We start from the raw sequence: 26,869 nt of genomic DNA on the forward strand, positions 1-26,869 counted from the left end.
GGTGCTAGCTACCGGTAGCTAGCACCCCTGGTGGGTGAGGGGCGTTGCCTAGCAGAAGTGTTTAGGAGCGAAGGCGGCTCAGCGTTTCCCGGCTTACCCCCAAATACGCCGCGATATCCTGTTTCGGCACGCGCTGAGCTAGATCGGGGTACAGCTTGAGCAGCTTTTCGTACCGTTCCTGCACGCTGAGGTTCATGCCAGCCAGAATGCGTTGCTGCATGGCAATAAAGCCCGCCGTGATTTTCAGGCGGAAGAAGTGCTCGATCTTATGCATTTCCGCGCAGAGCTTATTGCGGTTGGCGAGCGAAATGGTGAGTAGCTCCCCCTCTTCTAAACTGCTGAGCAGCATGGTCGCCGGGCCCTGGTTAAAAAACGCCTGGTAGTCGCTGATCCACCAGCCCTCCAAGGCAAACTGGATGATGTGCTCTTTCCCATTTCGGTCGGTATGGAAGGCTTTCAGACAACCTTGAACGACAAAGAATTCGTACGGAACCAATTCTGCTTCCTCAATCAGGAATTGATGGCGACGAACCTTTTTACGGGTGAAATGAGATAGAATGTACTCGAATTCTTTATCGGAAAGCGGCGTAATTTGTTCGATGTGTTGCCGGAGCGGGTGTAGCATGCTAGCTGTTGCGTTAGCTCAGGTACCGACGTAGTGGGTATGAGCTCCTTACCATGAGCCGCCGTTAAGTGAGGTGAACAGCGGGGCCCAAAAGGTAAGCAGGCCCCTTCAAAATACCGCTTCCTGCTGGCTTTAGGGCACCAACTGCGTCGCCAGTATGACGTGGCTAGGTGGGGCGCGAATGTTAGCCGTAGCCTGCTTCAGAAAACACGCCGCCACCGTGTGGGTCATCCCACATATCGGGTATGGGCGCGATGTCAAGGCTGGCTCTACCACAGTGGCGTCATATGCGTCGGTAGAGTTGACGAAAGCTACGTCGGCGGGAATAGCACCAACGCTACTGCTTCATTTCCTTCAAGACGGCAAAGCGTGTAGGCGGCGCATTTATGCACTTAGGTGAATGACTCAGAGGTGGGCCCAGCTGCACCTTTGTGCCGTACCAACCTTCTCTCTGCTATGCGTCGCACGCTCTCCCGCAGCCTCGGGCTGCTCCTTGGCCTAGGCATGGTGTTTATCGGCCTGCGCTTTTTGCTAGCTCCCCGGGCGGGGGCCGAAGGCTTTGGCGTATTCTTGCCGCCCACGGACACGCAGTACGCTTTCCACTACGCCAAAGGCATCCGGGACGTGTTTTCGGGCCTGCTGCTGGTTGCCTTTTCCGCCTTCGGCTACGACCGGCCCTTGGCATGGGTCATGCTGCTGGGCGCGCTCATTCCCTGCGTGGACCTAGCCATTGTGCGGGCCCAGCCTACCGCCTCGCTAGCCTTGGAGCTGCCGCACCTGCTAGCCATAGGTCTGCTACTAAGCGGAGCGGCCTCTCTATTCAGCCGGTCTGCTCCCGTACCCTCCGGGAAAGCGTGACCCCTCGCTCAGCTTACTCGGACGCGCCTTATGCCTCTTTGGCCCTCCTGGCGGGTCGGCGTCCTCTGCTATGGTATTGAAACCTTACTTAAACAACTGATTTCGGCTGCCAAGTAGCCAGCCAGTAGCCTGGTGTTCCTTAATAGCTAGTTGCTTACACTTACCCTCTTACGCCTACGTTTATGCGCCCTACTTCCATCAGTACCCTCGACCCCCAAGCCGGTCCGACTGTGTCGCAAGCAGGCGGCACCTACCGCGTTGTGGTCTCCGGCGACCAGACCAACCAGGCCTACGCCATCATCGATATGCTGGTGCCGCCCCATAGTGGCCCGGTGCCGCATGCGCACCCTACCATTCAAGAAACCTTCTATGTTATGGAAGGCGAAGTAGTTGTGCGCTCCGAAACTCAAACCTATGTGGCCAAAAAAGGGGCGGTTGTCACTATTCCACTGGGTGGCGCGGTTCATAATTTTACCAATGAGAGCACGGCCCCGGCGCATATGCTCTGCGTAGTCGCCCCAGCCGGCCTCGATACCTTTTTCCTGACAGTTGGCCAGCCAATCGTGGCCGGGCAGCCGTTGGCCAACACGCCACCTACGCCCGAACAGCAGCAGCGCATTGGTGCGCTAGCCAAGCAGTATGGCCAAGAGGTGTTCCCACCCGATTATTTTGCCAAAAAGGGCTAGCGAGCGGGTTGCGCGGTAAGACATTTCGTGAAAGTCTGATTTTCGACCCGCTTCTATGCAATGAATGGGATTTGTAGCTTGGTAGCGTACCCGAACTGACCCTCGCGTCCCTAGTTTTAGGAGCATGCTCAGGATGTGTCTCCGCTTTGCGCACCTTCCTCCCAATCTGGCTGCTCCCTGCGGGTACTTACCTAGGTAGCAGGCCCGACAGGTGCATCATTCAGAGTTATGGGGCTAGATGATTTTGGGAAGATCATACTGTTGCGCTGGCTGCAGGGCACTTGTCCCTAGCTGGCGCAGTGGCCGGACTTTTTACTGGAGTTGCTGCTCGGCTAAGCGGTACAAGTTCTCCTCATGTACCTTGAGGCGACAACTAGCATCCCAACAACCGATGACGTGGACTTCTTCAACCTATGGGCTGCTCACGAAAGCCTGGATCGCCATCCTAGTAATAGTTTTCGCCAGCGGTTGTACCACCCAAAGTCAAGCGCAAGACTTTCGGCATCAACAAGAGCTGTACTGGCATCCCAACAAAGACAATAGCATCACGTGGGACTTGACCCGGGAAACCAGGCTGCCGCATGACGACAATATCGAACTCGCGGGCACGCAAATCGCCGCCATCATCCGCTACCAAGTCGATCAGGCCAAGCAAGTACACATTACTCGCGACATTATCTTCCCGCAACTGCGCAAATTCACTAAATCGAACGAGTCCCTTTACCGCGCGTATCTGCGCGATGACTACCGCGATGACCTGTTGCCCGTCCTGACCCTAGCTGACAAAAAGTATGAATCCGGCGTGCTGGATTCGGTTCGCATCAAGGGCAAGATCACCTTTTATTTTCGGGAGAAAGATGGCCTCACCCTGGTCCGTTCGTTTTTCCCCTCCATGCACGAGCGGTGCCTAGTGGAAAAGTGGACCTTGCTGAACACCGGCAAGACGCTCCGCATAGTCGGCATTGGAGCCACCGAACTTCAACAGACCGAGCAGGGCTGGCACGGCACGTACCACCGCCGGGTCTTCACCGATGCTCAGCGTAGCGTCACCTTGCCACCAGGTGCGCACTATGACTTTGGCGTTTACTTCCTGGCGACGCTCAACGAAGAAGCGGCGCCCACCGTTTCCGTGGCCGCCATCGAACGCAGCCGCGATACATTCCTGGACAGCATCGCCGTGAATCTGCAGCTGCACTCGCCGGACCCAGTCCTGAATACCTTATTCTACTTCTCCAAGATCCGGGCCGCGGAAAGCATTTTTCGTTCCCGCTACGGGCTGGTTCATTCCCCGGGCGGCGGCAATTATTATGTCGGGATTTGGGCCAACGATCAGGCCGAATACAGTGGGCCTTTTTTTCCATATCTGGGCTATCAAACCGGCCTACAGGCTGCACTAAACGCCTACCGTATCTTTCAGCGCAACCTGCCCAAAGACGGAGGGAAGATCTGGGCTTCGTTTGAAATGGATGTCACCTTTCCCTTCGGGGAGCGTGACCGCGGCGACGCGGCCATGATTGCCTTTGGGGCCACGCACTTTCTGCTCGCCTCTGGAGATGCGCAAAAAAGCAAGGAGCTCTGGCCCTTGATCACCTGGTGCCTAGCTTACTGCCGTCAGCGGACCACGGCGGCGGGCGTAGTAGCCTCGGAGAGTGATGAGCTAGAAGGCCGGTTTCCGGCCGGTTCGGCTAATCTTGCCACTTCGTGCTTGTACTATGGGGCACTCTTGCAAGCGGCTCGCCTAGCGCAGGCCATGCACCAGCCGGCTTCCGTGAGCGCGACCTATCACCAACGGGCCAAGCGCCTAGCAACGGCGATTGATGAGTATTTCGGGGCGGAGATGGACGGTCTGCACACGTACAAATACTACAAAGAGAACACGACGCTGAGAAGTTGGATCTGCCTGCCCTTGGTCGTGGGCTTATACCAACGCAAAGCCGGCACGCTAGCAGCCTTGTTCGACAAGTTGTGGTCGGCCAATGGCGTGCTGACCGAGCTCAAACCCGGTGCGAGCTCGCCGCCCGTGTTTTGGGACCGGGGCAGCCTTTATGCCTTTCGAGGCGCATTCAAAGCGGGCGCCGCCGATCAGGCCTTGGAACGCTTAACGTCCTACGTCACCACGCGCTTAACTGGTTTTCGCGTCCCCTATGCCGTGGAAGCCTGGCCGGAGAACGGTATGGCCCACCTCTCGGCCGAAAGTGCCTTGTATTGCCGCATCTTCACCGAAGGCATCCTAGGCCTCGAACCGACGGGGTTTCACTCCTTCACTCTACGCCCTAACTTACCAAGTTCATGGAGCGATATGACTATCAACAACATCAAAGCGTTCAATACGACCTTCGACGTGAGCCTGCGCAGGAGCCGGGAGAAGCTCCAGGTGACGGTCGTCCGCCAGGGCCAGGTTGTCCTACAACGGACGGTAAGCAATAACACCATTGTTGCGGTGCAGTTAAAATAAACCTGGTTTCGCCGAATAGACAGTACCGTGTAAAGCGCACGGAAGATTGCATCACTAAGCGTTGCACCAGCAAACTTATCTACCTCATGTTGAGCTGGTGTGGGGCCAAGGCAGGCCACTCGCGGTGGCGGTATGCTACCATTGGATCCCGTCGCCTATCGGCATACTGCCTCCGCTTGCAAGCAGTGCCTTTGAACGGTTGCGATGGGGTTCTTATTTGCTCCTAGGTCCATAGCTGGAGTTCATCCCGTGGGTAGCTGTTCGCCTCTGCTACCTTTCGGCTGTTCGGCGGCAGAGTAGGCAAATTTTCAATGGCGGCTCTTGGGACATATCGGCAAACATTGTATGTTTGTACTGCATCATATTTTATATTGTCCTAGTACAAAAACGAAATACAGGCACCGATTATCTCCAAGCAGTACGCCTTGCTACTTGGAGACCTGATTTTCTACGGTTTAGATCAGTGCAAGTTCACTAGTACTTTTAAGGATCTTTCAGGCGTGCTCAACTCTCGTTTTTTAACTCTTTAGAAAACGCTGGAGCCCGTAACCGACGTGCAAGGGCTTCGCCTGTTACCCCGACACGACACTAGTGGAGGCCACGCAACTGGACGTGTTGCTCAGGCGCTGCAGGGCCCTGCTAACCATTTGCCACTGAGCACATGGTTTGGCAAGTAGACCTAGGTGAATAGAGTTATATGCTCAGTAATCGTAGTACGTTGCTTTTCCGGCTTCCCGCGTACTTTTACCAGCCTTTAAATACCCCGTGAAAGCCTGCTTAGCCTACGTCCTAGTAGCTCTGGTGCTGCTTCAAACCTTCAGCCGTGAGGTGCTGGTGGTGGACTATGCGCTGAATCAAGCCACTATCACGGCGCGCTTTTGCGTGAACAAGGCCAAGCCTGCTATGCACTGCAACGGCAAATGCTACTTTGCCAAGCAACTCCGGCAGCAGCAGGAGCGCGAAAAGCAATTGCCCAATCATTTAAAAGAGCAGTTGGAGATGCTGCTCCTAGGTATGGGCTCGCCCGTGCCACCTCGCCCGCTAACTTATCCAGTTGTTGCGGTGCGTCAGTATCAGTTGTTGGCCTTGCAGGTACCCAAGGTAGGCCTGAGGGGCGTTTTTCGTCCCCCGCAAGGACTGATTTAGCCTTCGTTTGGAATGAATAGCCGCCGACGCGGCAGCGTGGCTTTGAGGCTAGCTGCTAGCGCGGGCCCTTGTGGCCGGTCCACGGGCAAGCGGCTACGCTTTTTTCTTCCTTTCTCTGCTAAATCCAAGGCTGGCTCTGCCTGAGCTACCCTTGTCCTTGCTCTTTTACTTCATGCGACTTATTGTCTTTCTACTTACCTGGCTGGTGCTCCTAGCGCCGGCGCAAGCCCAAACCCAAACCTCCGTCGGTACCTTGAAGGGCACCGTGACGGCTGCCGATGGCCAACCCGTTCCTTTCGCCACTGTGGGGGTGCTCAACCAGCCGCAAGCGGCCGTGGCCGACGCGGCAGGTACGTTTCGCCTCACCCTGCCCACGGGCACCTACCAACTAACCGTTCGGGCGGTGGGCTACGCCCTCATTATTAGGCCAGTGGCCGTGGCTGAAGCCGGCAACGCGTCGCTCGCCTTCACGCTGCAAGAGCAGGGCCGGGCCCTGGACGAGGTAGTGGTAACGGCCGAGCGGACTGAAGCCGACGTGCAGCGCACGCCCACGGCTGTTAGTGTCCTCAGCGCCCGCCAGCTGCAAGACTACCGGGTGTGGTCGTTTAGCGACCTAGGTGCGCTGGCCCCGAGCCTGCAAACCGTAGAGCACGGGGGCAGCACCAGCTCGTTGTTTCTCAACATCCGGGGCACGATGGGGCTGCACAGCCAAACGGCCGTGGCCACCTACATCGACGGGGTGTATCAGTTTGAGGGCTTTTCCGTGCCGCTGCAATTCAACAACGTGGCCCGCATCGAGGTGCTGCGCGGGCCACAAGGCACACTTTACGGCCGCAACGCCTTTGGGGGCGTCATCAACATCATCACCAAAAAGCCCACGAACCGGCCGGAGGGTTTTGCTCAAGTGGACGTGGGCAACTACGCCCAGCAGCGCTACAACGTGGCGTTCAGCACCCCGCTTGTTCCCGACAAGCTCTTTGTGGGCGTGTCGGGTTTGTTTAGCCAGCGGCGCGGCATTTACACCAACGCAGCCACGGGCCAAGCGTTTGACCGGCCCCAGAGCATCGCGGGCAATGTGAACCTGCGGTACCTACCCACGGCCGCCTTGAGTGTGGAACTGATTGGGCGTTTCGAGCGCAACGATGACCTAGGGGCCTACCCGTGGGTAGCCACCGACCAAGAACTGTTCGCTCACCCCTACGTCATTGGCCGTAGCGTCTCGAACCGGGAGCGACGCAACAATGTAAATGCCTCCGTGCAGGTGAAATACGAAACGCGGCCGGTGGTCTTCACATCTATCAGTGCCTTTCAGGATTACAAAAAGGGGTTCCCGGAGTATCTGGACGGGGATTATACGGCCGCCGACTTAACCAAAGCACTCAGCGATGACCGGGTGCGCACCTTCACCCAAGAGCTACGCCTAGCCTCTAACCCCGCCCTAACCGGACCCTTTAGTTGGACCGCCGGCACGTTCCTGTGGACGGCCCCGAACGGGAGCAACGAGTTCGTACAGTTTCGGACGCCGGCCACGGGACCAGCGTCCACGTTCTACCGCAGCAGCCATTCCGACAACCGGGGGCTAGCTTTTTTCGGTCAAGGCGCCTACCGGCTCACGCCCAGGCTGACGGCCACGGCCGGCCTGCGCTACGACCGGGAGCAACGCGAATTGGCGCAGTCGCGCCGCACGGTAGCTCCCAATGGCACGGAAAGCCAAGTGTTTCCGCTAACTACTTTTGAAACCCGATTTGGGGCATTCACGCCCAAGGGTGTGCTCAGCTTCCAAGCCACGGAGAATACGTTGGTCTATGCCAGTTACGCGCGCGGCTTCCGGGCTGGCGGCCTCAATCTGTTTGCGCCCACCGCGGCGGACGTGGCGGTGGGTCCGGAGCATTCCAATAACTACGAGGTCGGAATAAAAAATACGCTGTTCCATGACCAGCTTCGGCTGAACCTGACGGGCTTCTACCTGCAACAGCGCGACCAGCAGGTGACGGTGATTGAGAACTCCTTTTTCCTGACCCGCAACGCTGGCGACATGCACAACCTAGGGGCGGAGCTAGAAGTGATGGCCGTGCCCGTAAAGGGCTTGCAAGCGGAGTGGGCCGCGAGCCTGAGCCGGGCCGAGTACGAGCGGCTGACGACAGTAGTGGCCGGCCTCAACCAAGACCTAGCTGGCAATAAGCCCCTGTTCAACCCCGCCGCGGCCTCGTTTCTAGCGCTACAATATGGCCGTCCGCTGGTGGGACCCTTGAGCGCGTTTGTGCGGGGCGAGCACCGCTATTCGGCCGCCTACTTTCTCAATTTTGACAACGCCATCCGGCAATCACCCTACCATGTATTTAATGCCCGGGCAGGCCTCAAATACAAAACCTATGAGTTGGCCGTGTGGGGACGTAACCTAACAGAGGTCAAATACCGGACCTGGGCCACGGGCGTATTTCTGCTCAATACACCCCGCTTGTGGGGTGTTACGGCCACTGCTAGCTTCTAGCCACCTGCAAACATGGATGTAGGATAGTAGGGTTTTGTTAGCTCCTGTAGTCTAAAACTTAAGAGCATAATGAAACTGCACGCCTATCGCAGGTAGCGAGTCAACCGAATGCGAGTTTGCGTAAGACAAATTGCGAAACCGGTTGACTCGCTGATGCTGCCAAGTCTGACCATTCTGTTGGACTGCGTAAGCCACAGCTAGGACTGTCGAAGCGAAGTAGGCAGCCTCGTTACAGCTTATCCTTCTACATGATACCAACTCAGTGGCGGCTTGTTCTTGCCTGTACTAGCGTCTATTTTGTGTCGTCCAGCCCTCATGGCTACTTACTCTAAAAAAGCGCCGACAACCCGTTGCAGTAAGCGGTTCATCACGCAACCGGTGTGTAATTCGACGAACATAAACTGCGTCGCAAAAACTTGGTAGACTGTTAGGTATGCCCCGCCGCTAGCATGCATTGCGCCGCCGACACCTGAAAGCTGTATTGCTTTTGCTTGCCTAGAAAGCAACACTGGTTTCAATCAGGGTGACGTGGAAGTGTGGTTTTGGTTAAAACATTCCCCGTTTTTGTTAAAGCGGCTCTCGCTGGTCATTGGACCTTTGCAACACCTACGGCGTGCTAAAGCAACAGACAGGGTGCAGAACACAAAAAAGCGCGATTGATCAACTACTCAGCAGTATGGAGGCTAGCCAACCAAAACGCACGGCAAGACCAATCTCACGATCGGGATGAGTACAAGCTAGCCTTATGGCTATCAAGTTGTGTAACAAGAGTCAGAGCCTCTCTTAAACGTAACCGTATCACAGACCCACGGCAAAGTGGATATGCAAACCAACTAGCTCTATGAAGCCTTACACCATCCAGTCCATATCGGAGTTGCATCGGCTCTTAGAACTAGGCAAGCCAGAGCATCCGCTGATAAGCGTTATTGATTTTGCCAAAACCAAATGCTTTTCTGAAGAGAAGCTGCGCAGCGTGGTATACGATTTTTACTGCATTGCGCTCAAGAAGAATTTTCAGGGCAAAATGAGGTATGGGCAAAATTCGTATGATTTCGACGAAGGAATCATGACGTTTTTCTCACCGGGCCAGGTAGTGACCACCGATATCGTTGACGATTTGCAGCTGGCCGGGTGGTGGTTGGTTGTGCACCCTGATTTTATCACGAGTTCTTCATTAGGCAAGAGCATTAAGGAGTATGAATTTTTCTCCTATGCTGTGAATGAGGCACTTCACTTATCGGAAAAAGAGGAGCAGGTTGTTGATTTTATCATCCAAACATTACAGCAGGAATACCGCGCGGGCATCGATGCGTTCAGCTACACCATCATTATCTCGCACATTCAACTGCTGCTCAATTACTGCCAGCGGTTTTATAACCGCCAATTCCTGACGCGGCAAGTGGTGCACCACACGCTACTGGAAAAGTTGGAGGCGTTGCTATCGGCCTATCTTGACAGCGAGCAGTTAACCGAGTCAGGCCCGCCTACGGTTCACTACGTGGCCGAGCAGTTGGCTATGTCACCTAATTACCTGAGCAGCATGCTCCGGAGCTTGACCGGCCAGAACGCGCAACAACACATTCATTACCACCTGCTGGAAAAAGCAAAAGCAATTCTGGTAACGAGTGACCTAACAGTCAGTGAAGTCGCCTTTCTGCTAGGCTTCAATCACCTGCAATCTTTTACCCGATTGTTTAAGGCGAAAACAAACCTATCGCCACTCGACTACCGCAAAGCGCATTGGCTAAACTAAAGTCCTTGGCTCTTAACCCACGGCGGGGTACTTAGCGGGCGCTTCGGCTGGGGCTGCTGTTGCGCGCTCCGCACGTCCCGTTGGTCGGGACGAGTTATCCCACTTACCGCACCGAAACCATCCGTCCTAGGGCATGCCTAGGATTCTCCTGGTTGGCGGACACTACGTGCTTCCACCTCGCTCGACATGGTCCTGATAGCGCGAGCTAGGTAGTAGCCGATCTAGGCGTGAGCACTCCCCATTCACTAACAAATTCTTTAAGCGAGTGGATAGAACGTTCACCGCGCCGCTCTCATAATCTCCTTCTTAACCCCCTAGCTTATGTCAACCAACACACAGAAAGTCGCCATCGTCACGGGCGGCGCCACCGGCATCGGCCGGGCCATTGCCCAAGCCCTGGTCGCCGCCGGTGCAGCCGTCATCATTGCCGGCCGCGACCAGCAGCGCGGCGAAGAGGCCGCAGCCGCCCTCGGCAGCAACACGTTATTTGTGGCCACGGATGTTAGCCAGGAAGGCGACGTTCAGCAGCTGATAGCTACCACCGTGGACCGCTACGGCCGCCTCGACTACCTCATCAACAACGCGGGCATCGAAGCGGGGATGGGCGGCTTTGAAGGCACGACAGCAGACCTGCTCGACCAGGTACTCGCCATTAATGTGAAAGGTGTATTCCTGGCCATCAAGCACGCCGCGCCCGTCATGGTGCGCCAGCAGCGCGGCGTTATTATCAACATCGGCTCATTCGTGGGAACGACCAATCCTATTCTGGAAGCGGCCGCCTACGGCGCCAGCAAGGCGGCTGTGCTCAGCCTAACGCGCGCGGCGGCCGCAGGCTACGCCGACCAGCACCTACGCGTGTACGCCGTTTGCCCTTGGATGACGGATACGCCGATGGCCGACCGCCAGACGGACCGCGACCCGGCGGCCAAGGCTCGCTACGCGGCGGCCATCAATCCCAGCCAGCAGTTGGTCACGCCCGAGGACTTGGCCCGCGCCACCGTCGACATTTTGGAAGGCCGCACCGAGCTACCCAACGGCGAGGCGGTGCTGGTTGACTACGGCAGCGCGCTGAATCGCATCACGCCTATGACAGTGGCCTAGCCATTGCGCTTCAACTGACACTAGCTACGCAGTTGCTCAGTGCTTGTACTGGCCGGACAACCTGCCCCCCTGTTGAATATAGCAGGGCGTGGCGCATAGAGCCCACGGAGTGGTACGCCCTTGGGACTGTTGGCAGTCGGCGAGCAGTCCCAAGGGCTTCAGCAAAGCATGGGCGCGGCGAAAGCGGACTGTACAGTCAACGGGAGTCACACTTAGCTCAAAGAACCGCACTGCTGCCAGAACTGGGGGCACCACGTGAACAGGCGCATCTATGGGCGTTGTGGAGTGGCCTCTTACTGGCTAGCTTGCTCTCTATCGGGGAGACCTGGGTAGAGCAAAAGTTGCTCTATTTCCGTAGTACCCCCTTCTAGTTCATACAATCATTGATACTTCTATGCAGAAAGAAAACAAAATGATCCTAGAAAAGGCAAACGCAGCCATCACGGCCGGCGACTATGAGGGATTCTTGGCGCACTGCACCGACGACACAAAATGGACCTTTGTGGGCGAACAAACACTACAGGGCAAAGAAGCCGTTCGGAAATGGATGGCCACCGCGTACAAAAAGCCGCCGCAGTTTCTGGTTGAGCGCTTCATTGCCGAGGATGATTTCGTCACGGCGCTCGGCACGATTACGCTGCCGGATGACAGCGGTAATGAAACGGAGCATCTGTATTGCGACGTCTGGCGATTTCACGAGGGTAAAATGGCCGAATTAACGGCTTTCGTTATCACGCCTTAGCTCACACCACGACCTAGCTACTCTACCTTATCGACATAGAGGCAACGGAGTCAGCGCTGAAAACTCCTGGCTTATTTCAACTCCTTGCCTGCAATATCTTCCCAGCGGTAGAAGTGGAAGGTTTTGCCCTCCGACATAGCCACAAACAAGCCATGCGAAAACTGCTTGTTCAACGGCACGTTTGTCACCTCTGACCCATCGCTGATCTGCGCGGCTACTTTCACGGTCTTGAGCAAGGGGTGGTCGAAGGGCTTGCCGGGAGTGCCTTCGCGCCGGAAAATCTGGAATTGATTTGCACCTTGGTCCGACACCAGCAGGTAGCCGGTTCGCGGCCCCGTTTTGTAGATAGAAATGCCCTCGTGGTCCTCGGTGAAACCCGTTTGCCCGAATAAAGCGAGTTCAGCATTGCCCTGTGTTGGGTCGGCGTAGTATTGGCGCACGCCCACGCCTTCGTCGGAGTAGTAAACGTAACCTAGCTCATTATCAACAGCAATGGATTCGATTTCCTTTTTGCCGCTCCACTTACCAAACTTTCGGACGAAAGTCATTTGCAGGTGCCCCGTGCCATCGTCTTGCAGCAGGTATTGCCAGAGGTAGCCTTGCTGCGGCCCCGTCTTCCGGCCCACGATGGCGAACATGGCCCCGTCGCGGGGGCGTTTGTAGAGGGCAATGCCCATAGGCAGGCGTTCGGTTTCGCCGGCAAACACAGCTAGGTTACCGCGGTCCACAGGCTGCATGTCGGGCAGGCGGAAGGCGCGCAGGCGCGACGTCTCCCGCTCAGTAGTCACGGCAATATCGGTGGGCTGACCGTGCAGTTGCAGGCCGTAGCCGATATCTACGTTGTTAGGCCTTCTCAGCCCGCGTACCACCTTTGGGGGAATGACTTTTCCCTGCAAGTCAAACACATACAATGCCCCATCGGGGTCTTTGTCCGTGCCGATGATGAGGCTCTTGGCCGGGTCCGTTGGGTTAATCCAGATGGCGGGGTCGTCGGTGTCGTGTCGTACCGTGTCGGTCACGACAACGGGCTGCACTATAGCAGCTTCGGCTCCGGTCGAAGCTGCTGGATCGGTCGACGTTGCCCCTTGTGTGTGGCCGCACGCGGTTCCGAGCAAGGCCGTGGTCAGAAGAAGCGTTAAGCGCGTTAAAACAGCTTGATTAGCAGAAAGCACGGGTACCCAAGGAAATGATGTGAGAAGCTGACTTACTGCTGGTTGCCGGTACCATTGCCCAGATAGGCGCCCGCATCGGCACCCGGTGCGGTGATGGTTGGCTGGAAGATGCCCGGCACGTTGAATGAACTCACGGTGTTCAGCGCCTGGAAGTCGGTGCGGCCCTTGCCGAGGGCAGGAGAGCCAGTTTGCAGGCGCAGGTTGTCGGCCGCTTTCAAGAAATTCGAGGTTTGTATCAGCGCGCTCGGGGCGGCCGTCGTGCCCGAAGCGGTAGCTAGGTCAACGGACTGAAACCTCGGGTTGTTGGCCTGGACCGCGCCGCGCGTATCAGCGTTCTGGTCGGTGGTGAGCGAGCCGGCTGTGGCGGCATTGAACTGCGCCGCTTGATCGGCGGTATTGGCGTAATAGAACTGGTTGTTGTACTTGATGTTGGCTAGGTCCGGGGTGTCGTCGGAGCGCATGCGCAAGCCAAAGCGGCAGTTAGCAATCAAGTTATTATACACCAAACCTTTGGCCTGCACCTCGTAGTTGATGGAGCCGCCGCGGCCCGATTTGGTTTGGCGGTAGCCACAGTTGAAGAAGGTGTTGTTGTAGGTGTTCACGTTGGTCTGCACGGCCGAACCCGCCACCGATGCCACTTTCACGCCGTTGGTAGCGCCGCCCACAAAGACGTTGTAGGCGATGTCGCCGGTGCAGCCGGCTTTCACGTTCACCGCTTCGCCGCCGCCTTTGCCAGTTTTCTCAAACCGGTTGCGCATCACGCTGAACTTGGCGCTCTGCACGCGAATGAAGTCGTCGACGGAGCCGTGCAAGTACGAATCTTCCAGCACAAACTGCGCGTTGGCTTTCTTGGCCAGCATCGAAACACCATACTTAGGGTCGCCGGCCGCGTAGCCCGTGGGAGCGTTGGCTCCGTAGGGCCCACCCACATACCCTAGGTTTGTCCACTTCAGAGCAATCAGCGAAGCGCCGTCGCCATTGATGCCCCCCCAATAGCCTTTGAAAGCGGGGTCAGAAGCTACGTCCTGCACCGCCGTGGGGTCGCCCTTCAGGTTGTCGGGAATGGTGATGGTAACGGGTTGCTCCTTGGTGCCCACACTCAGTAGCACGCCGTTGATAAAGAACGTGGGATTGTTGGTGGCCTGCCCGAAAGTGCTGGGCGACTTGGGGTTACCTACCACGATGATCTTCACACCGGGTTGCAGCCAGAGCGTGTCGCCGTCGTTCACGGTCACGTCGCCGACCATGTAGTAGGGCTTATCCCGCCCCGGAATTGTTCCTTTCAGTGGGCTCTTCAGCGTATCACCGCTAAACTTCTGACCGACCACGCGCTCGGGCGTCGCTACTTCGGTCGTGTCGTCGCAAGCCGATAGTGCAGCGGCGGAAAACAGCAGCACAGCGGCTGCCGCACGGGAAAAGGAGTAGTTGGGGAGCATAAACATGCAACTAGTGAGTGACAACAGAAGAGAATAAGAAGTTGACTTACAGCTTGAAACGCAGGCCTAGGAGGTAGTAAGCGCCGTAGGTTTGGTTAGCCACGGCCAAGCGGTCGGCGTGCGTTTGGTGAGGGTAGGGGTAGCTGCCCGCGCCGTAGGGGTTGGCCGCCCGGACGTCGACTTGGTAAGGGGTATTAAGCAGGTTTTGCACTTTCACGTAGGCTGTGAGGCCGTAACGGGCTTCCGCTTTGGTCAGGCGTTTTTCGGCGGAGAAGTCTAGCTGCGATTGGGCCCGCTGCCAGTAGTCGAGGCCCACAAAGCTGTTTACCTGCACGATGCGTGCCCCCGTGTAGACGTAGGCTAGCTGCACATCGAGGCCGTTGCCCATATCTTTGTACAGCAGCGACACGTTGGCCACGTGCTTGGATTGGCCTTGCAAGGGGCGTTTCTGCGTTACTTCCTCGCCCACCACCGTGCCGTTGACCAGCGTATTCCGCTTTTTCGGGCTGCTGATGTCGGAGAGGGTGAAGGTGTAGTTCGTGGAGAGCCCCACTGAACCCCAAAACTTTACGCCCACCCACTCGAAGCCGTAGTTCGTGGCCGTGCCGAAGTTATTGGGCTGGTACACCGTCACGGTGGTGTTCGGGAGTGTGACCAGAGCGTACTCAATCGGGTTCTTGATGTTCTTGTAAAACAGCCCAGCCATGATCTGGTCGTTGCCGGGGCCGAAGAACTCGTAGCGTAAGTCGAAGTTGGCGGCCTGAGTGCGTTTCAGGTAAGGGTTGCCGGCTTCGGCGTAGGTGTCGGTTACGCTGCCGGAGTTGTTGTAGGGCGTAATCTCAAAATAGCTAGGTCGGCTGATGGAGGAGAAGTAGGAGAGCCGCAGGTTTTGCTGCTTGCTCAGGGCGTAGCGGAAGTGCAGGCTAGGTAACACATCTAGGTACTGTTGCCGGCCTCGGTAGGCGGCTTCCGTGCGGGGCAAGCTGGTGAGGTAGCCTTGGTCGGTGTGCTCGGCGCGCACGCCCCCTAGAACTTCTAATGCATTGTGTGTGAAGCGAAACTGGCCGTAGCCCGCCGCAATCTTTTCGTGGGCCGTGTAGTTGTTGGCTCCCACGTAAATACCGAGGGGGTTGAACACCGTGTAGGTTTCACTGCGAATATTGGCTTCGTCTGCGGCAGGCTGGCCCGAGGCGCGTAACTGATAGGAGAGGAAGCGGTTTGTGCGGTCTTTGTCGCGGTAGAGGCCACCGGCCGATAGATCGAGTTTTTCGGTGAGGTGGTGCGTGAGGTTGAGGTACAGCGCCTTGTCCTGGTCGGTGTTGTCGAGCCAGATGCGGCTAGCATCCTGGTAGCGGTTGCCGGAGGAAGTGAGCTTCAGGGGCTGCTCGGCTAGGTCGGGCACATTATTCGTCGCCCGCGAGTATACCAGCGACCAGGTGGCCAGCCAGCGCCCCGCTTCGTGTTGCCCCTGGAGCGTGCCGCTGGCAATGCCCTGGCGCTGATAGCGAGAGCGGAGCAGCACATCGACGTCGGGCCGGGCCGGAAGCTTATAGGTGGTGTCTGTTTCGGCACGGGTTTGCAGTTCGTCGAGGTGCAGGTACACCCCGTAGAAGCGCAATATGTTGTGCTCGTTCAAGTGGTAATCGAGCTTAGCATTAAGGCCGGCGCGGAGCTGCTGCGTGGAATACTGCTGCACCCGTAGCGTCTTGATACGCGGCTGGTTGTTGATGTCGATACCTAGGTCGTAGAAGTAGCCATCCGAGCCACGGGTTGTGTTCTGGTAGGAGCTGGCTAGCAGCACGCCTAGGCGCTGCTCCTTGCCAAAGCGGCTCCCAAAGGTGAGGTTGCCAAGCAGATTAGGGGCCGGCGCTTTGCGCGTAAAGGAAAGCCACGGAAAGTCGCTGGGAGTGGCTTGGTAGTTTGAACCCAAGCGGTCGGCGGGCGACTTCTGCTGGATTTGATTTTTGTCAAAGGACTGAAAGGATCGATTCAGAAACAGCTGGCCGTAGCCCGTGCCGAGCTGCCCAGTGAGTTGCCGCTCGGCGGGTGCATCTTTCATCACCATGTTCACCACCCCACCAATGGCGTCGCCTTCCATGCTAGGGGTCAGGGCCTTCGTTACTTCCAGGCGTTGCAGCAAGTCGGCCGGGAAGATGTCCAGCGGCACGTAGCGGTTGTAGGGGTCGGGCGAGGGTATCTTAATGCCGTTGACGAGCGTATAGTTGTAGCGCTTGTCCATGCCACGCAGGATGGCGTAACGGCCGTCGCCGTTGGTGCTGCGCTCCAGCGTTACGCCCGACACGCGCTGCAACACGTTGGCGACGGTAATATCGGGCGAAACCTGGATGGCGCGGGCCGACACCACGTTCACCACACTCGGGGCAATCTGCTCGGTGCGGCGGGCGGCGTGGTCGTCCTCAGGATTGAGCTGGCCCCGTACGGTGACTTCATTTAGAGCTTGACTTTTGTCGAGCAAGTGCAAGTCGAAGGTCAAAACGGCGCTGGTCGCCGCAACGCTGAGCCGTTGCGAAGTAGGCGTGTAGCCCAGTAGTTGACCTACCAACTCGTACTCGCCAGCGGGTACTTCGTGCAGCGTAAACGACCCATCGAGTCCGGCTAGGCTGTTGTGCGTCGTGCCCTTTAAATACACGACGGACCCGGCCAGCGGCTCTCCCGTACGAGCATCCGTGACACGGCCCTTCACGGTACCGCAGAACGCCCCAAAAGGCCAGGCGAGAAGTAAGAAGAGTAGACAGTAGAGGCGGGGCATAAGGCAGTTGGTTGCTGCCCCAAAAGTCCAGTTACATCGCCCTCCCAGCCAAAAAAGCACCGTGAACAAAAAGGCAACAGCTCCTCACGCACCGTGAACAAATGAGAACAAGCGGCGACTTGTGCATAGTAGTTGTTTGATTATCAGCTACAACCATCTAAGCACATCAGCCATTATGCTTATGTTAACCGTACAGGCTGCGTGCGTGATGCGCCATCAAAGAGATTGAAGAAAGGCCGTTAAGTTTTCGCCAGAGGCTAGGTTCAGGCGCTTGCGAAGGCGGTAACGCATCACGCGCAAGCTGTCCAGCGATACCCCCAAGGAGGTGGCAATGTCTTGGGAAGTTAAGTTCATTTTGAGCAAGGCCACCAGCCGCCGCTCGCCTGCCGTGAGGGTGTTACAATGCTGTTGGAGGTTGTCGAAAAAGGGCTGGTGCACCTGCTCGAACGTGGTGCGAAACTCCTCCCAGTGCTGATCGTGGTGGAAACCCTGGCTGATCTGGTGAAGCAGCTGCTTAAGCTGCTTTTTCTGGTCGCGCTTATCTTCTCGCACCAGCTCATCCAACTGGCTGCGCAAATCTTCCAGCAACTGGTTTTTCTGAATAACGTGCAGCGTGTGCGTGCTAAGCTCCCGGCTTCGCAGGGCTAGCTCTTGCTTCAGGCTTTCTTCTTCCAGCTGCTTGTTGCGCAGCTCGATGCGCATGAGCTCCTGCTGGGCCTCGTGCATCCGCTGATTTTGTTCGCTTAGCGCTTGCTCGTTCCGGATTTTAAGCCGCTGCCGACTAATAATCACGCTGCTGAGCAGCACGAGCAAAAGCCCCATGCCCACTACTCCGCCCACGATCAGTCGATTGACGTAGCGCGCATTGTTCAGCTGCGCAATTTCTTGGTCTTTGTGCTCCAGGTTATAGAGCGTTTGCAGGAGCGTAAGCTGCTGGTTGGTAGTAGCTGAGTAAATAGCGGCCTGGTATTTCCGGCTCCAAGCCGCGTAATAATAGGCGCTATCATGCTGGCCCAGCAGGCTGAACGTCTTAGCCAGGTCGTTGTAGGCGCCGCTGAGCTGATGATGCTCTCCCGTTTTAAGTGCCAAGGCCAAAGCCTGTCGCGTCACCTGTAGGCCGGCGGCGTACGAACCAGTTTTACGCAGCACATCTCCTAAGTTGTTGAGAATCTCGATCCGCCCGATTTCGTCGCCCGACTGCTCGCTGAGTTGCAGGGCTTGCTGAAAGTAGAAATGAGCCGAATCGTAGCGGGCTAGGTCCTCGAAGATGCTCCCCATGTTCTCGGCTATTTTCGCCCGCCCCGCTTTGTTGTGTACCTGCTGGTAGTAGCGCATAGCTTGGCGCTGGTAGTAGAACGCGCTGTCGTAGCGGTGCTGCTTTTCGCAGAGATGACCTAGCTTTCCATACGTGACGGCGAGGCCATTGGCATCAGTCGTTTGCTGATACAGCAGCAAGGCCTGCTTGTACTGCTGACGAGCCTGCACCGGCTGCTTGTTGGCGTAATACAGGGTGCCTAGGCTGTTCAACGTGGCAGCGAGCTGGGCCGGCTTCTCTAGTTTCCGGAAGAGCGTCGTGGCTTTCCGGTAGAAGTCAAACGACTGCGGGTAATGGCCTAGGTGGTAACACACCCGGCCCATCTCCAGCAAACAGCTTGCGGCGGTTTCTTCGTCTTTGCGGTCGAGCGCCTGGGCATACTTGCCTTTCAACGTTAGCAGCAGCGAGTCTGCTGGGCTGGTCGGCAGCAACCTAGGTTCCAGCTGTTCGACACGCGCGGCCAAGGAGGATTGAGCTTGTACTGAGCTTAGCGCGCAAAATATTATGAGTAGTAAAAACCCCGCCAGCCACCACCATTTCTGGGCCGCTGCGTTCCTATTAGTCATGCCTAGTGCGTTAGATAATGTCGGTTGTCTTAACTCACAAAGTAGGCATGTAATGCTGTCTAGCTAGTTTATCAAATTATGAAGCTTACTTGATCCGTATTGCTAGACTTGCTCATTGAGCTAGTAGTACCCTACTCAAGTATCAGAAGTTCTGTTAGCCAAGAGGATGAAGATTGGCTACGCTCGCGTGTCTACTAGCGCTGTAACTCGACGTGCTCACTTAGGGACCGGGTGTGAGCACCTCTTTTTAGGAGAAAGTCTCCGGCGCCACTAAGGCTTGGCCCGAGTTGGCCCAATTGCTAGCCAGTTTGTGCCCCAGCGACACGGTATACATTTACAAACTCGACCGGCTAGGCTGCTCCCTGAAGCACCTGCTCGACATAGTGACCGAATTTGGGTTTTGCGGCGTGGGTTTCGTCTCGCTGACCGATGCTATTACTACTGCCTCGCCTCAAGGCCGACTCGTGTTCAACCTGTTTTACCATCCAACAAATAGCGGAGGTTACGAGGAAGTGTTAACAGTCACGCGACCAGCGGACCGTTGCCGCTAATTGAAGGCAAAGAAATGCGCATCAAGTTTGTCATAGTGCGTGGTCATGCGGTGAAACGACTGAAAAGCCGCCTGACGGCACCTGCGCATGGCGGGCCACAGCGCGGGTGCCGTCAGGCGGCCAAAACGGCGGAAAGCGAATCAGAACCGTAGCCCCAACTGGAATTCCTACTGGTAACACTTCCTAAAGAAATGATTCTGTTAAATGGGTGGCCACTCGGTACACAAAAGCTTGAGGTAGTCTAGAAATGATGGACAGAAGAAGGTTATCTGCGTCAAGGTAACTTGCTCAATTTTAAACACTAGCGCCTAGATGGCGTCCAGCCCTGGCAAGCTGAGTAACTCAGCGGCGCGGCGCGCCACGGTTTTGACACTGGCGACATCTGGGCCGGTGACGGTCAGGTGGCCCATCTTGCGGCCTGCGCGTGCTTCTAGCTTGCCGTATAGGTGCAGGTGTGTCCCTGGTAGGCTCAGCACGGAGTACCAGTCTGGCTCTTGCAGTTGACCGTCGGTGTTAAACCACACGTCGCCTAGCAGGTTAAGCATGATGGCTGGGGAATGCTGGCGCGGCTGCGGCAAGGGCAAGCCCGCCATAGCATGGACCTGAAGGTCGAACTGCGACGCGTCACAAGCGTCTATAGTGTAGTGGCCGCTGTTGTGCGGGCGCGGGGCCATCTCGTTGACCACCAAGCCGCCGTGCTCGCTGCCGTCTTCCACCACAAAAAACTCGACGCACAGCACCCCGACATAGCCAAGATGATGCGCGATGGAAACAGCCGCCTCGCGCGCCCTGGTTGCTAGGGCAGGTGGCATGTTGCCTTCGTAGGCGTGGGTTACAGCCAAAATACCTTCGACGTGCACGTTGCGCTGCGGGGCGTAGCTAACGACTTTCCCGTCCCAGCCGCGCGCTATCAGTACCGAACACTCGGCGGTGAGCGGCAACATCTTTTCCAGTACGCAGGCCACGCCGCCCAGCTCCGCCCAGGCGGCAGCCAGCTCATCGGCGGTCTTGACGCGGACCTGGCCCTTGCCGTCGTAGCCCATGCGCGCCGTTTTTAAGATGCCGGGCAGCAAATCCGCCTGGTCGTCTTGGACAGCCTGTAGCTGGGCCGGTGTTTCAATCACCGCATAGGGTGCGCAGGTTACCCCCGACACGTCGGCGCAGGCCGCAAAGTGAGCTTTTTCCTCGATGCGGTTTTGGGCAATGCCCACCACGGCCGCGCTCGGCGCCACGGGTCGGGTCAGCGCCAGCGTTTGCAGGGCTTGGGCTGGCACGTTTTCAAACTCGGTGGTGATGGCTTGGCACAGGTGGGCCAGTTGCGCCAGCCCGGCCGAGTCGTCGTAGTCGGTCTGGATATGGTGGTGACTCACCTGCCCGGCGGGGCTTTGCGCGTCAGGCTCCAGCACGGCGGTGAAGTACCCCAGGCGCTGGGCGGCGTGCACAAACATCCGGCCCAGTTGGCCGCCCCCCAGTACCCCTAGGGTAGCCCGCTGGCCAGCAGCATCCACACTGCCTGGAAAAATAGGAGTCATGGCTGTAACGTGACTATCGGTGTTCATACGGGTAGCGTCATGGCGCGAGCGGCCTCAGTTTGTGCGGCGCGAAACGCCTGCAATTTGGTCGCTAGGTCCGGGTCGTGCAGGGCCAGCAGGCTGACGGCGAACAGCGCGGCATTGGCCGCGCCGGCCGTGCCAATCGCAAACGTAGCCACCGGTATCCCTTTGGGCATTTGCACGATGCTGTGCAGCGAGTCTACCCCCTGCAAATGACGACTGGCCACTGGCACTCCTAGCACGGGCAGCGTGGTTTTGGCGGCCAGCATGCCCGGCAGGTGAGCGGCCCCCCCAGCGCCGGCGATGATGGCCTGCAAGCCGCGCGGGCCGGCTTGTTCGGCATAGGCAAACAAGTCGTCGGGCATGCGGTGGGCCGACACTACGCGCGCTTCGTGGGCTACGCCAAAGTCCGTGAGGATTTGCACGGCATGCTGCATGGTGTCCCAGTCGCTGCTGGAGCCCATGACAACGCCAACCAGTGGCTTGTCCGGAACGGTGCTGGGAGCGTCAGATGGAAGAAGGGTACTCATGATAGATCGTGTAAAGGAGGCTAGGCATCCTAGGGTGGTCAAAAAAAGGAGATTTTGGGCGTGGTCGCCGGCCAGAACCTGCGTCCGGACAGCTAGCGGCTGGGCTGCGCATCGCCCCGCTGGTGAAAAAACGGTAAAGGGTATCCGGCTGGATACCCTTTACCGCGGCCACAAATCTAATGCTGCGATACAAGCGGTATCGCGAAATCTGAGACTAATCCTTAAAAATACAGCTCCCAGGGTAACGAACGATTAGCGCTCCAGCAGGATTTCTGTGCCTAAAATCACCAGATCTACCCGGCCTTTCAACGTCTGGTCAATGAAAGGCGTGTTCTGGGATTTGGATTTCATGAAATCTCGCGTGAAGGTTGTTTCCGCTTCGGTATCGAACAAAACGCACTCGGCTTGTTGGCCGACTTCGATGGTGGGTACCGGCAGGCCCATCAGGCGGCGAGGCTCGGCAGAATAGCGCTTCACCACCAAGTCCCACCCGAATTTTCCGGGCTCGACGAAGTGGTGGTAGAGCGATACCAGAGCCGTATCCAAGCCGGTGATGCCATTGGGCGCACTGATGAAATCCTGAGCTTTTTCGAACGGCGTGTGCGGCGCGTGGTCGGTGGCAATCAGGTCGAATACGCCTTCAATGAGCCCTTCGAGTAGCGCATCACAATCCGCCTGCGTGCGCAGCGGCGGGTTCATCTTGTAGTTCGTGTCGTAGTCGCCGATGTGCTCGTCGGTAAATAGCAGGTGGTGCGGGGCCACTTCGGCCGTCACCTTCACATCACCGCGTGATTTCCACCAGCGGATGGTTTCCATGCCGAGTTTGCTGGAAACGTGCTGGATGTGCACGTGCGCGCCCGCCGCCCGGGCCAACCGAATGTCGCGGTCAATGATAATTTCCTCCGCGCACGCCGGCGACCCTTTAATGCCAAGCCGATAGCTCATCACGCCTTCGTTGAGGGCGCGCGGCCCAGCCAGCTCCGGTACCTCGCAGTGGCTGGCGAAAAACATCCCAAACTCGGTGGCGTACTGCATCGCCCGCAGCAGCACCGCCGGGTCGCTAGTGGTGTCGCCGTCGTCGGTGAGCATGGTCACGCCGAGCCGGTGCATCCCCTCAATTTCCGCCAGCTCCTTACCTTCGCGGTTCTTGGTGACGCAGCCGGAGGTGTACACCGGAATGCGGGACCGGTGCTTGGCGTTTTCCAGCACCGTAGCTACTACTGCCGCCGAGTCGATGGCCGGGCGGGTATTTGGCATCATCACCACGCCGGTAATGCCGCCATTGATGGCCGCTTCGCTACCTGTGGTAATGGTTTCCTTATTCTCAAACCCGGGGGCGCGGAAATGGACGTGCGCATCAAACATGCCCGGCATGAGCACCCGGCCACGCGCGTCGATAACGCGGGCCTCTTTGGGAACAGCTAGGTTGCTGCCGATTTCCTGAATTTTTCCTTCGACAATCAGGACATCGCCCTCGAGCAGCACAGGTGAATTTTCGGAGGCAATGCGGGCGTTTTGAAGGAGAAGCATGAGGTGATAATTGCTGTAACCCGGCAAGGGATATGAAAGAAGTAAAAGTAAAGAGTCGGCGGCCGCGTCCGGCAGTTAGGGCATAATCACCGGCGAGCTAGCCTTCTGCCGTGCGGCATACGCTTCCTGCTTCGGGAACTCCCCGCCCGGCGTGAGCCAGTCGAGTACGGCCATGCGGATGGAGATGCCGTTTTCAACTTGGTTGGTGATCAGACTGCGCTCGTAGTCCATGACGGCGTCGCACAGTTCGACCCCCCGATTCACGGGGCCTGGGTGCATGATATAGAGGCCCTTGTCGCGGATTTCTGCCAGCCGGGCGGTGGTAATGCCGTAGACCCGGTGGTATTCGCGGACGCTGGGAAAAAACTGCACGTCTTGGCGCTCCATCTGCACGCGAAGCAAGTAGACCACATCAGGCGCCCAGGCCATAGCCGCCTCATAGTCGGTGAAGCGGGGGATGGTTGCCGGGACATACTTGGGCACCAACGAGCCTGGACCTAGGTAAGCGACTTCGACGCCCAGCTTTTGCAACAGGGTGCTGGTAGAGCGCGCGACGCGGGAGTGAAGGATATCGCCGATAATAAGGACTTTTTTGCCCCTAGGGTCGGGGAATTTTTCCCTGATAGTGAAGGCGTCCAGCAGGGCCTGGGTGGGATGCTCATGCGCCCCATCGCCGGCATTGATGACCGACGCCGTAGTTTGACGGGCAATCATGCCGGGGAGGCCGGGGTGACTGTGGCGGACGACGATGTAGTCGGTGCGCATGGCTTGGAGCGTCTCAATCGTCTCGCGCACCGACTCGCCTTTGGTGATAGAGGAGTGGGCGACGTCGAAATTCGTTACCTCCGCCGAGAGGCGTTTGGCCGCAACCTCGAAGGAGGAGTGCGTCCGGGTGCTGGCCTCGTAGAACAGCATGAGCACGGACTTGCCCTCGAGGGCAGGGATTTTCTTCACCGAGTGGGTGAATAATTTTTTGAAGGACGTGGATTGGTCGAGCAGGAACTCGATTTCCTCACGGTGAAGGGATGCGATGTCGAGGAGGTCTTTACGTGCCATACCGAAGGTGGGAAAAAGTGAGGTTGTCTAGCTAAAACGGATAGTGGGGAGTCTGATCTTCCATAGCCCATGACGGAGAAACGAGCTGCCGGGGTGAGCCGAGGCGATGGTGGCAGCAGCCACGGTTGGGGGTGGGATTATTGGTGTCCATGGGCGGTGGAGTTTGAGTTTAGCGTTCGAAGTATGCACTACGAGTTGGCTATGGGGCGGTAGTCGACGAACTCAATGGGCATAAAAAAACCGTTTCGAAATCCGAAACGGTAGCGGGGCAACACCAGAAAAATAATGGAAATACCAAATGCGAAATCGAGAAAATCGATGATGGCGAAGACCTTACGGCCCTCTCGCGGTTCCTTGCCGAGCAGGGTCCCACGCTTCATCAACAGATTTTTTGGTTGAAGCATAATGCAAAGCTACGGCATTGTTACCTATCCTTTAAGTATGTTAAGTAAGAATTTCTGTTGAGGCGAACGTAGGTATTGCGAACAAACGAGCAAAGAACCTTGGATTCAATGTGCTATGCAGAAGCATTTCGGGCCAATTGATACCCTAGACCTCGGTTGGAAGTTGGGCCCTGGAAGTTATACGGGCGGCTTGGGGTAGGGCCTTATTGAAAGACTCTCTGCGCTTTGATATGGACGCGCTCTTCGCCTTCCGGTGGGTCTCCGAAAGGAGCCGCCCGTGTAACTCCAGTATCCAACTTTCAGCTAGGGCCACGGGTACTTACTACTTAGAGTATCGTGCTGCAAATGTGTAGAAACCGTGGGGTCTTTTTTCAAACGGTTTCTGCGCAGGTTTAGACCTAGCAAAATCAAGCTAAAAACGCCGCTTTCTAAGCCTGATGTTAGCACTCTTTTTTGCGCACTGCTAATGGTGGTGTTTGTCGCCTCACGCGCTACCTTGCGTCTAGTACCATTTCTGGCCCCGCTCGCTAGTCGCGTCTTTTTGCGTGGTGGCGGGGTCTCCTCCTACCTGCCTTCTTCCCTCAGAAGTGAGCGGCTCCTCTATGGCGACCAAAGCCTTGTATCCTGTTGGCGTCGCCCACGCCAATAACTTTGACTTCATCCGGGTGCTGTTGGCCACCGCCGTCGTCTTTTGCCATAGCTATGGCGTCTATGATGGCACCATTGAGCGCGACCCGCTGTGGCGCTGGTCAGGCCATCAGCTCAGTGTGGGCACCGCGGCCATCAACTTCTTTTTTGCCATTAGTGGCTTTCTGGTGAGTCAAAGCTGGACCCGCGAGCCGCACTACTTGCGTTTTCTGCAGAAGCGGGTCCTGCGCATCTACCCGGGCTTCGTGGCTGTGTGCCTGCTCGAGGCCCTGCTGTTCGGGCCGTTGGGCCGCGGCTGGCCGCCCGCTTTCCGCGCCTACTGGTCGGAGGTCGGGATACGTGGGTTCCTCTTTCGCACGGCCACCTTGCGCGAACCGATTCTGCCGCCCACCTTGCTGCAACTGCCCATCCCCAACTTCCTCAACGCTTCCCTCTGGTCAATCTCCTATGAGTTTGTGTGCTACCAGCTCATTGCCCTGGCGGCGGTGCTGGGGGCTTGGACCAAGCCCGCACGGATCCTGTGGCTATTTCTGGGGCTTCTAGTGCTTAACATCGGCCATTACCCGGTCTACCAACTTTACAATGTCGCCGGCACCCTAGACCCGCACCTGCTCCCGTACTACCCAGCCCTGTACGCCGAGCGCTTGCTCACGCTGGAACACCTGCTTCTGCCCTTCACGGCGGGCATGTGTTGCTATGCCTATCGGCACCATCTTCCACGCTCCCGCTGGGGGCTGCTGCTTTCGCTGCTCGCATTAGCGGGGACGCTGCGCACGGGCGTAGGGTTCGAAATCGCCCAAGCTGTGTTTGGCGTCTATGTGCTCTTGTACGTCAGCTTGCAGCAGCGTGTGACCTTCCCGCGGTTTGCCCAATTTGGCGATTTTTCCTATGGTATTTATTTGTATGGCTGGCCGCTGCTGCAACTCGTGCTGCTCTACGCCCAGGGCCACCTAACAGTCGGGGGAGTGTTTGGGTGCACGATGGCGCTGGTCGTGCCGGTGGCGGCCTTGAGCTGGCACCTTGTTGAAAAGCCCTTTCTGCGTTTCAAGAGCTTTCCGGTGCTACCACTCCGGTCCTAACCTGCACGCCGCCGCAAGAGCGCGGCTACTGCACCTCAAGCGAGCGGGCATGCAAGCTAGGACAGAATCTCCCCGTCTCAACGGCTTCGAAAACCACGTTTCCGGAACCGTTAAGAAATTTGGTGTTGCATAGCGAAGACGCGTACTGGAAGGCGGCTTGGATATTTTCCAACAGGACTACTTAAAGTGCCCCACGAGCGTATTTTTCTCAACTGTCCCCTACTATAGCGTCCCCTTCTTCGTCGAGCATGCCAGTGTCTTGCCAACGTGACCCAGCCCGATAAAGCCGATGTTCATGGGAATCATAGTAGTGGTCTTGAGAGAAACGAAGTCGCTTGCCCAGCCTAGGTGACTTGATGTGAGTATCAGCGGCGGCTACGGGTGGTCAGCTACCGGGGAAAT

General features: G+C 57.2%; 20 protein-coding genes. 10 read left to right on the forward strand and 10 right to left on the reverse strand.

Features of this window, described 5'->3' with window-relative positions; translation table 11 throughout:
* Positions 1 to 61: 61 nt before the first annotated feature.
* The gene (locus tag BXP70_RS17590; RefSeq protein WP_086595416.1) at positions 62 to 625 is read right to left on the reverse strand and encodes a Crp/Fnr family transcriptional regulator; all 564 of its coding nucleotides are present in this window, start codon (positions 623 to 625) and stop codon (positions 62 to 64) included.
* A 456-nt stretch (positions 626 to 1,081) separates the two neighbouring features.
* On the opposite strand from BXP70_RS17590, the gene BXP70_RS17595 reads away from it, so the two are divergent.
* From BXP70_RS17595 to BXP70_RS17630, 8 genes are all read left to right on the forward strand, one after another.
* Entirely contained in the window at positions 1,082 to 1,483 is a 402-nt protein-coding gene (locus BXP70_RS17595) for a DUF4267 domain-containing protein (protein ID WP_086595417.1), read from the forward strand.
* Between the two features lie 182 nt (positions 1,484 to 1,665).
* Complete coding sequence (locus BXP70_RS17600; RefSeq protein WP_086595418.1) at positions 1,666 to 2,169, forward strand: cupin domain-containing protein; 504 nt, start codon at positions 1,666 to 1,668, stop codon at positions 2,167 to 2,169.
* Positions 2,170 to 2,560: 391 nt separating this feature from the next.
* Complete coding sequence (locus BXP70_RS17605; RefSeq protein ID WP_218779810.1) at positions 2,561 to 4,624, forward strand: hypothetical protein; 2,064 nt, start codon at positions 2,561 to 2,563, stop codon at positions 4,622 to 4,624.
* Between the two features lie 765 nt (positions 4,625 to 5,389).
* Positions 5,390 to 5,770: a hypothetical protein gene (locus BXP70_RS17610; protein ID WP_086595419.1), complete on the forward strand. Its 381-nt coding sequence runs from the start codon at positions 5,390 to 5,392 to the stop codon at positions 5,768 to 5,770.
* Between the two features lie 172 nt (positions 5,771 to 5,942).
* Positions 5,943 to 8,261, forward strand: coding sequence for a TonB-dependent receptor (locus BXP70_RS17615; protein WP_143436551.1), 2,319 nt, complete (start codon positions 5,943 to 5,945; stop codon positions 8,259 to 8,261).
* A gap of 841 nt (positions 8,262 to 9,102) precedes the next feature.
* Positions 9,103 to 10,014: a helix-turn-helix domain-containing protein gene (locus tag BXP70_RS17620; RefSeq protein WP_086595421.1), complete on the forward strand. Its 912-nt coding sequence runs from the start codon at positions 9,103 to 9,105 to the stop codon at positions 10,012 to 10,014.
* Positions 10,015 to 10,335: 321 nt separating this feature from the next.
* Positions 10,336 to 11,115 carry an SDR family NAD(P)-dependent oxidoreductase gene (locus BXP70_RS17625; protein ID WP_086595422.1) on the forward strand — a complete coding sequence of 260 codons (780 nt, stop codon included), beginning with the start codon at positions 10,336 to 10,338 and terminating at the stop codon, positions 11,113 to 11,115.
* A 394-nt stretch (positions 11,116 to 11,509) separates the two neighbouring features.
* Entirely contained in the window at positions 11,510 to 11,857 is a 348-nt protein-coding gene (locus BXP70_RS17630; protein ID WP_086595423.1) for a nuclear transport factor 2 family protein, read from the forward strand.
* A 71-nt stretch (positions 11,858 to 11,928) separates the two neighbouring features.
* On the opposite strand, the gene BXP70_RS17635 is transcribed toward BXP70_RS17630, so the two are convergent.
* From BXP70_RS17635 to BXP70_RS17650, 4 genes are all read right to left on the reverse strand, one after another.
* Positions 11,929 to 13,029, reverse strand: a complete 1,101-nt coding sequence (locus BXP70_RS17635) for a phytase (RefSeq protein ID WP_245849671.1) — start codon at positions 13,027 to 13,029, stop codon at positions 11,929 to 11,931.
* Positions 13,030 to 13,061: 32 nt separating this feature from the next.
* The gene (locus BXP70_RS17640) at positions 13,062 to 14,465 is read right to left on the reverse strand and encodes a hypothetical protein (RefSeq protein ID WP_143436552.1); all 1,404 of its coding nucleotides are present in this window, start codon (positions 14,463 to 14,465) and stop codon (positions 13,062 to 13,064) included.
* Positions 14,466 to 14,511: 46 nt separating this feature from the next.
* Positions 14,512 to 17,235, reverse strand: coding sequence for a TonB-dependent receptor (locus BXP70_RS17645; RefSeq protein WP_086595425.1), 2,724 nt, complete (start codon positions 17,233 to 17,235; stop codon positions 14,512 to 14,514).
* Positions 17,236 to 17,451: 216 nt separating this feature from the next.
* Positions 17,452 to 19,014, reverse strand: coding sequence for a tetratricopeptide repeat protein (locus tag BXP70_RS17650; RefSeq protein WP_218779811.1), 1,563 nt, complete (start codon positions 19,012 to 19,014; stop codon positions 17,452 to 17,454).
* 389 nt (positions 19,015 to 19,403) lie between these two features.
* Between BXP70_RS17650 and BXP70_RS17655 the strand changes: the two genes are divergently transcribed.
* Positions 19,404 to 19,667, forward strand: coding sequence for a recombinase family protein (locus BXP70_RS17655; protein WP_086595427.1), 264 nt, complete (start codon positions 19,404 to 19,406; stop codon positions 19,665 to 19,667).
* A gap of 308 nt (positions 19,668 to 19,975) precedes the next feature.
* On the opposite strand, the gene BXP70_RS17660 is transcribed toward BXP70_RS17655, so the two are convergent.
* The 5 genes from BXP70_RS17660 to BXP70_RS17680 form a co-directional block, all read right to left on the reverse strand.
* The gene (locus BXP70_RS17660) at positions 19,976 to 21,226 is read right to left on the reverse strand and encodes a 5-(carboxyamino)imidazole ribonucleotide synthase (RefSeq protein ID WP_218779812.1); all 1,251 of its coding nucleotides are present in this window, start codon (positions 21,224 to 21,226) and stop codon (positions 19,976 to 19,978) included.
* Positions 21,223 to 21,750: a 5-(carboxyamino)imidazole ribonucleotide mutase gene (purE, locus tag BXP70_RS17665; protein WP_086595428.1), complete on the reverse strand. Its 528-nt coding sequence runs from the start codon at positions 21,748 to 21,750 to the stop codon at positions 21,223 to 21,225. The genes BXP70_RS17660 and purE overlap by 4 nt, the downstream gene beginning before the upstream one ends.
* Before the next feature lie 252 nt (positions 21,751 to 22,002).
* On the reverse strand, positions 22,003 to 23,280 hold the full coding sequence (locus BXP70_RS17670) for a dihydroorotase (protein WP_086595429.1): 1,278 nt from the start codon (positions 23,278 to 23,280) through the stop codon (positions 22,003 to 22,005).
* A gap of 75 nt (positions 23,281 to 23,355) precedes the next feature.
* A complete protein-coding gene (locus tag BXP70_RS17675; protein ID WP_086595430.1) occupies positions 23,356 to 24,336 on the reverse strand; it encodes an aspartate carbamoyltransferase catalytic subunit in 981 nt (326 codons plus the stop codon).
* 188 nt (positions 24,337 to 24,524) lie between these two features.
* On the reverse strand, positions 24,525 to 24,716 hold the full coding sequence (locus BXP70_RS17680; RefSeq protein ID WP_086595431.1) for a hypothetical protein: 192 nt from the start codon (positions 24,714 to 24,716) through the stop codon (positions 24,525 to 24,527).
* Between the two features lie 611 nt (positions 24,717 to 25,327).
* Here BXP70_RS17680 and BXP70_RS17685 point away from each other — a divergent pair.
* Complete coding sequence (locus BXP70_RS17685; RefSeq protein ID WP_143436553.1) at positions 25,328 to 26,467, forward strand: acyltransferase family protein; 1,140 nt, start codon at positions 25,328 to 25,330, stop codon at positions 26,465 to 26,467.
* Positions 26,468 to 26,869: the final 402 nt, after the last annotated feature.

The organism is Hymenobacter crusticola, from assembly GCF_002154225.1.
GTDB classification, from domain to species: domain Bacteria; phylum Bacteroidota; class Bacteroidia; order Cytophagales; family Hymenobacteraceae; genus Hymenobacter; species Hymenobacter crusticola.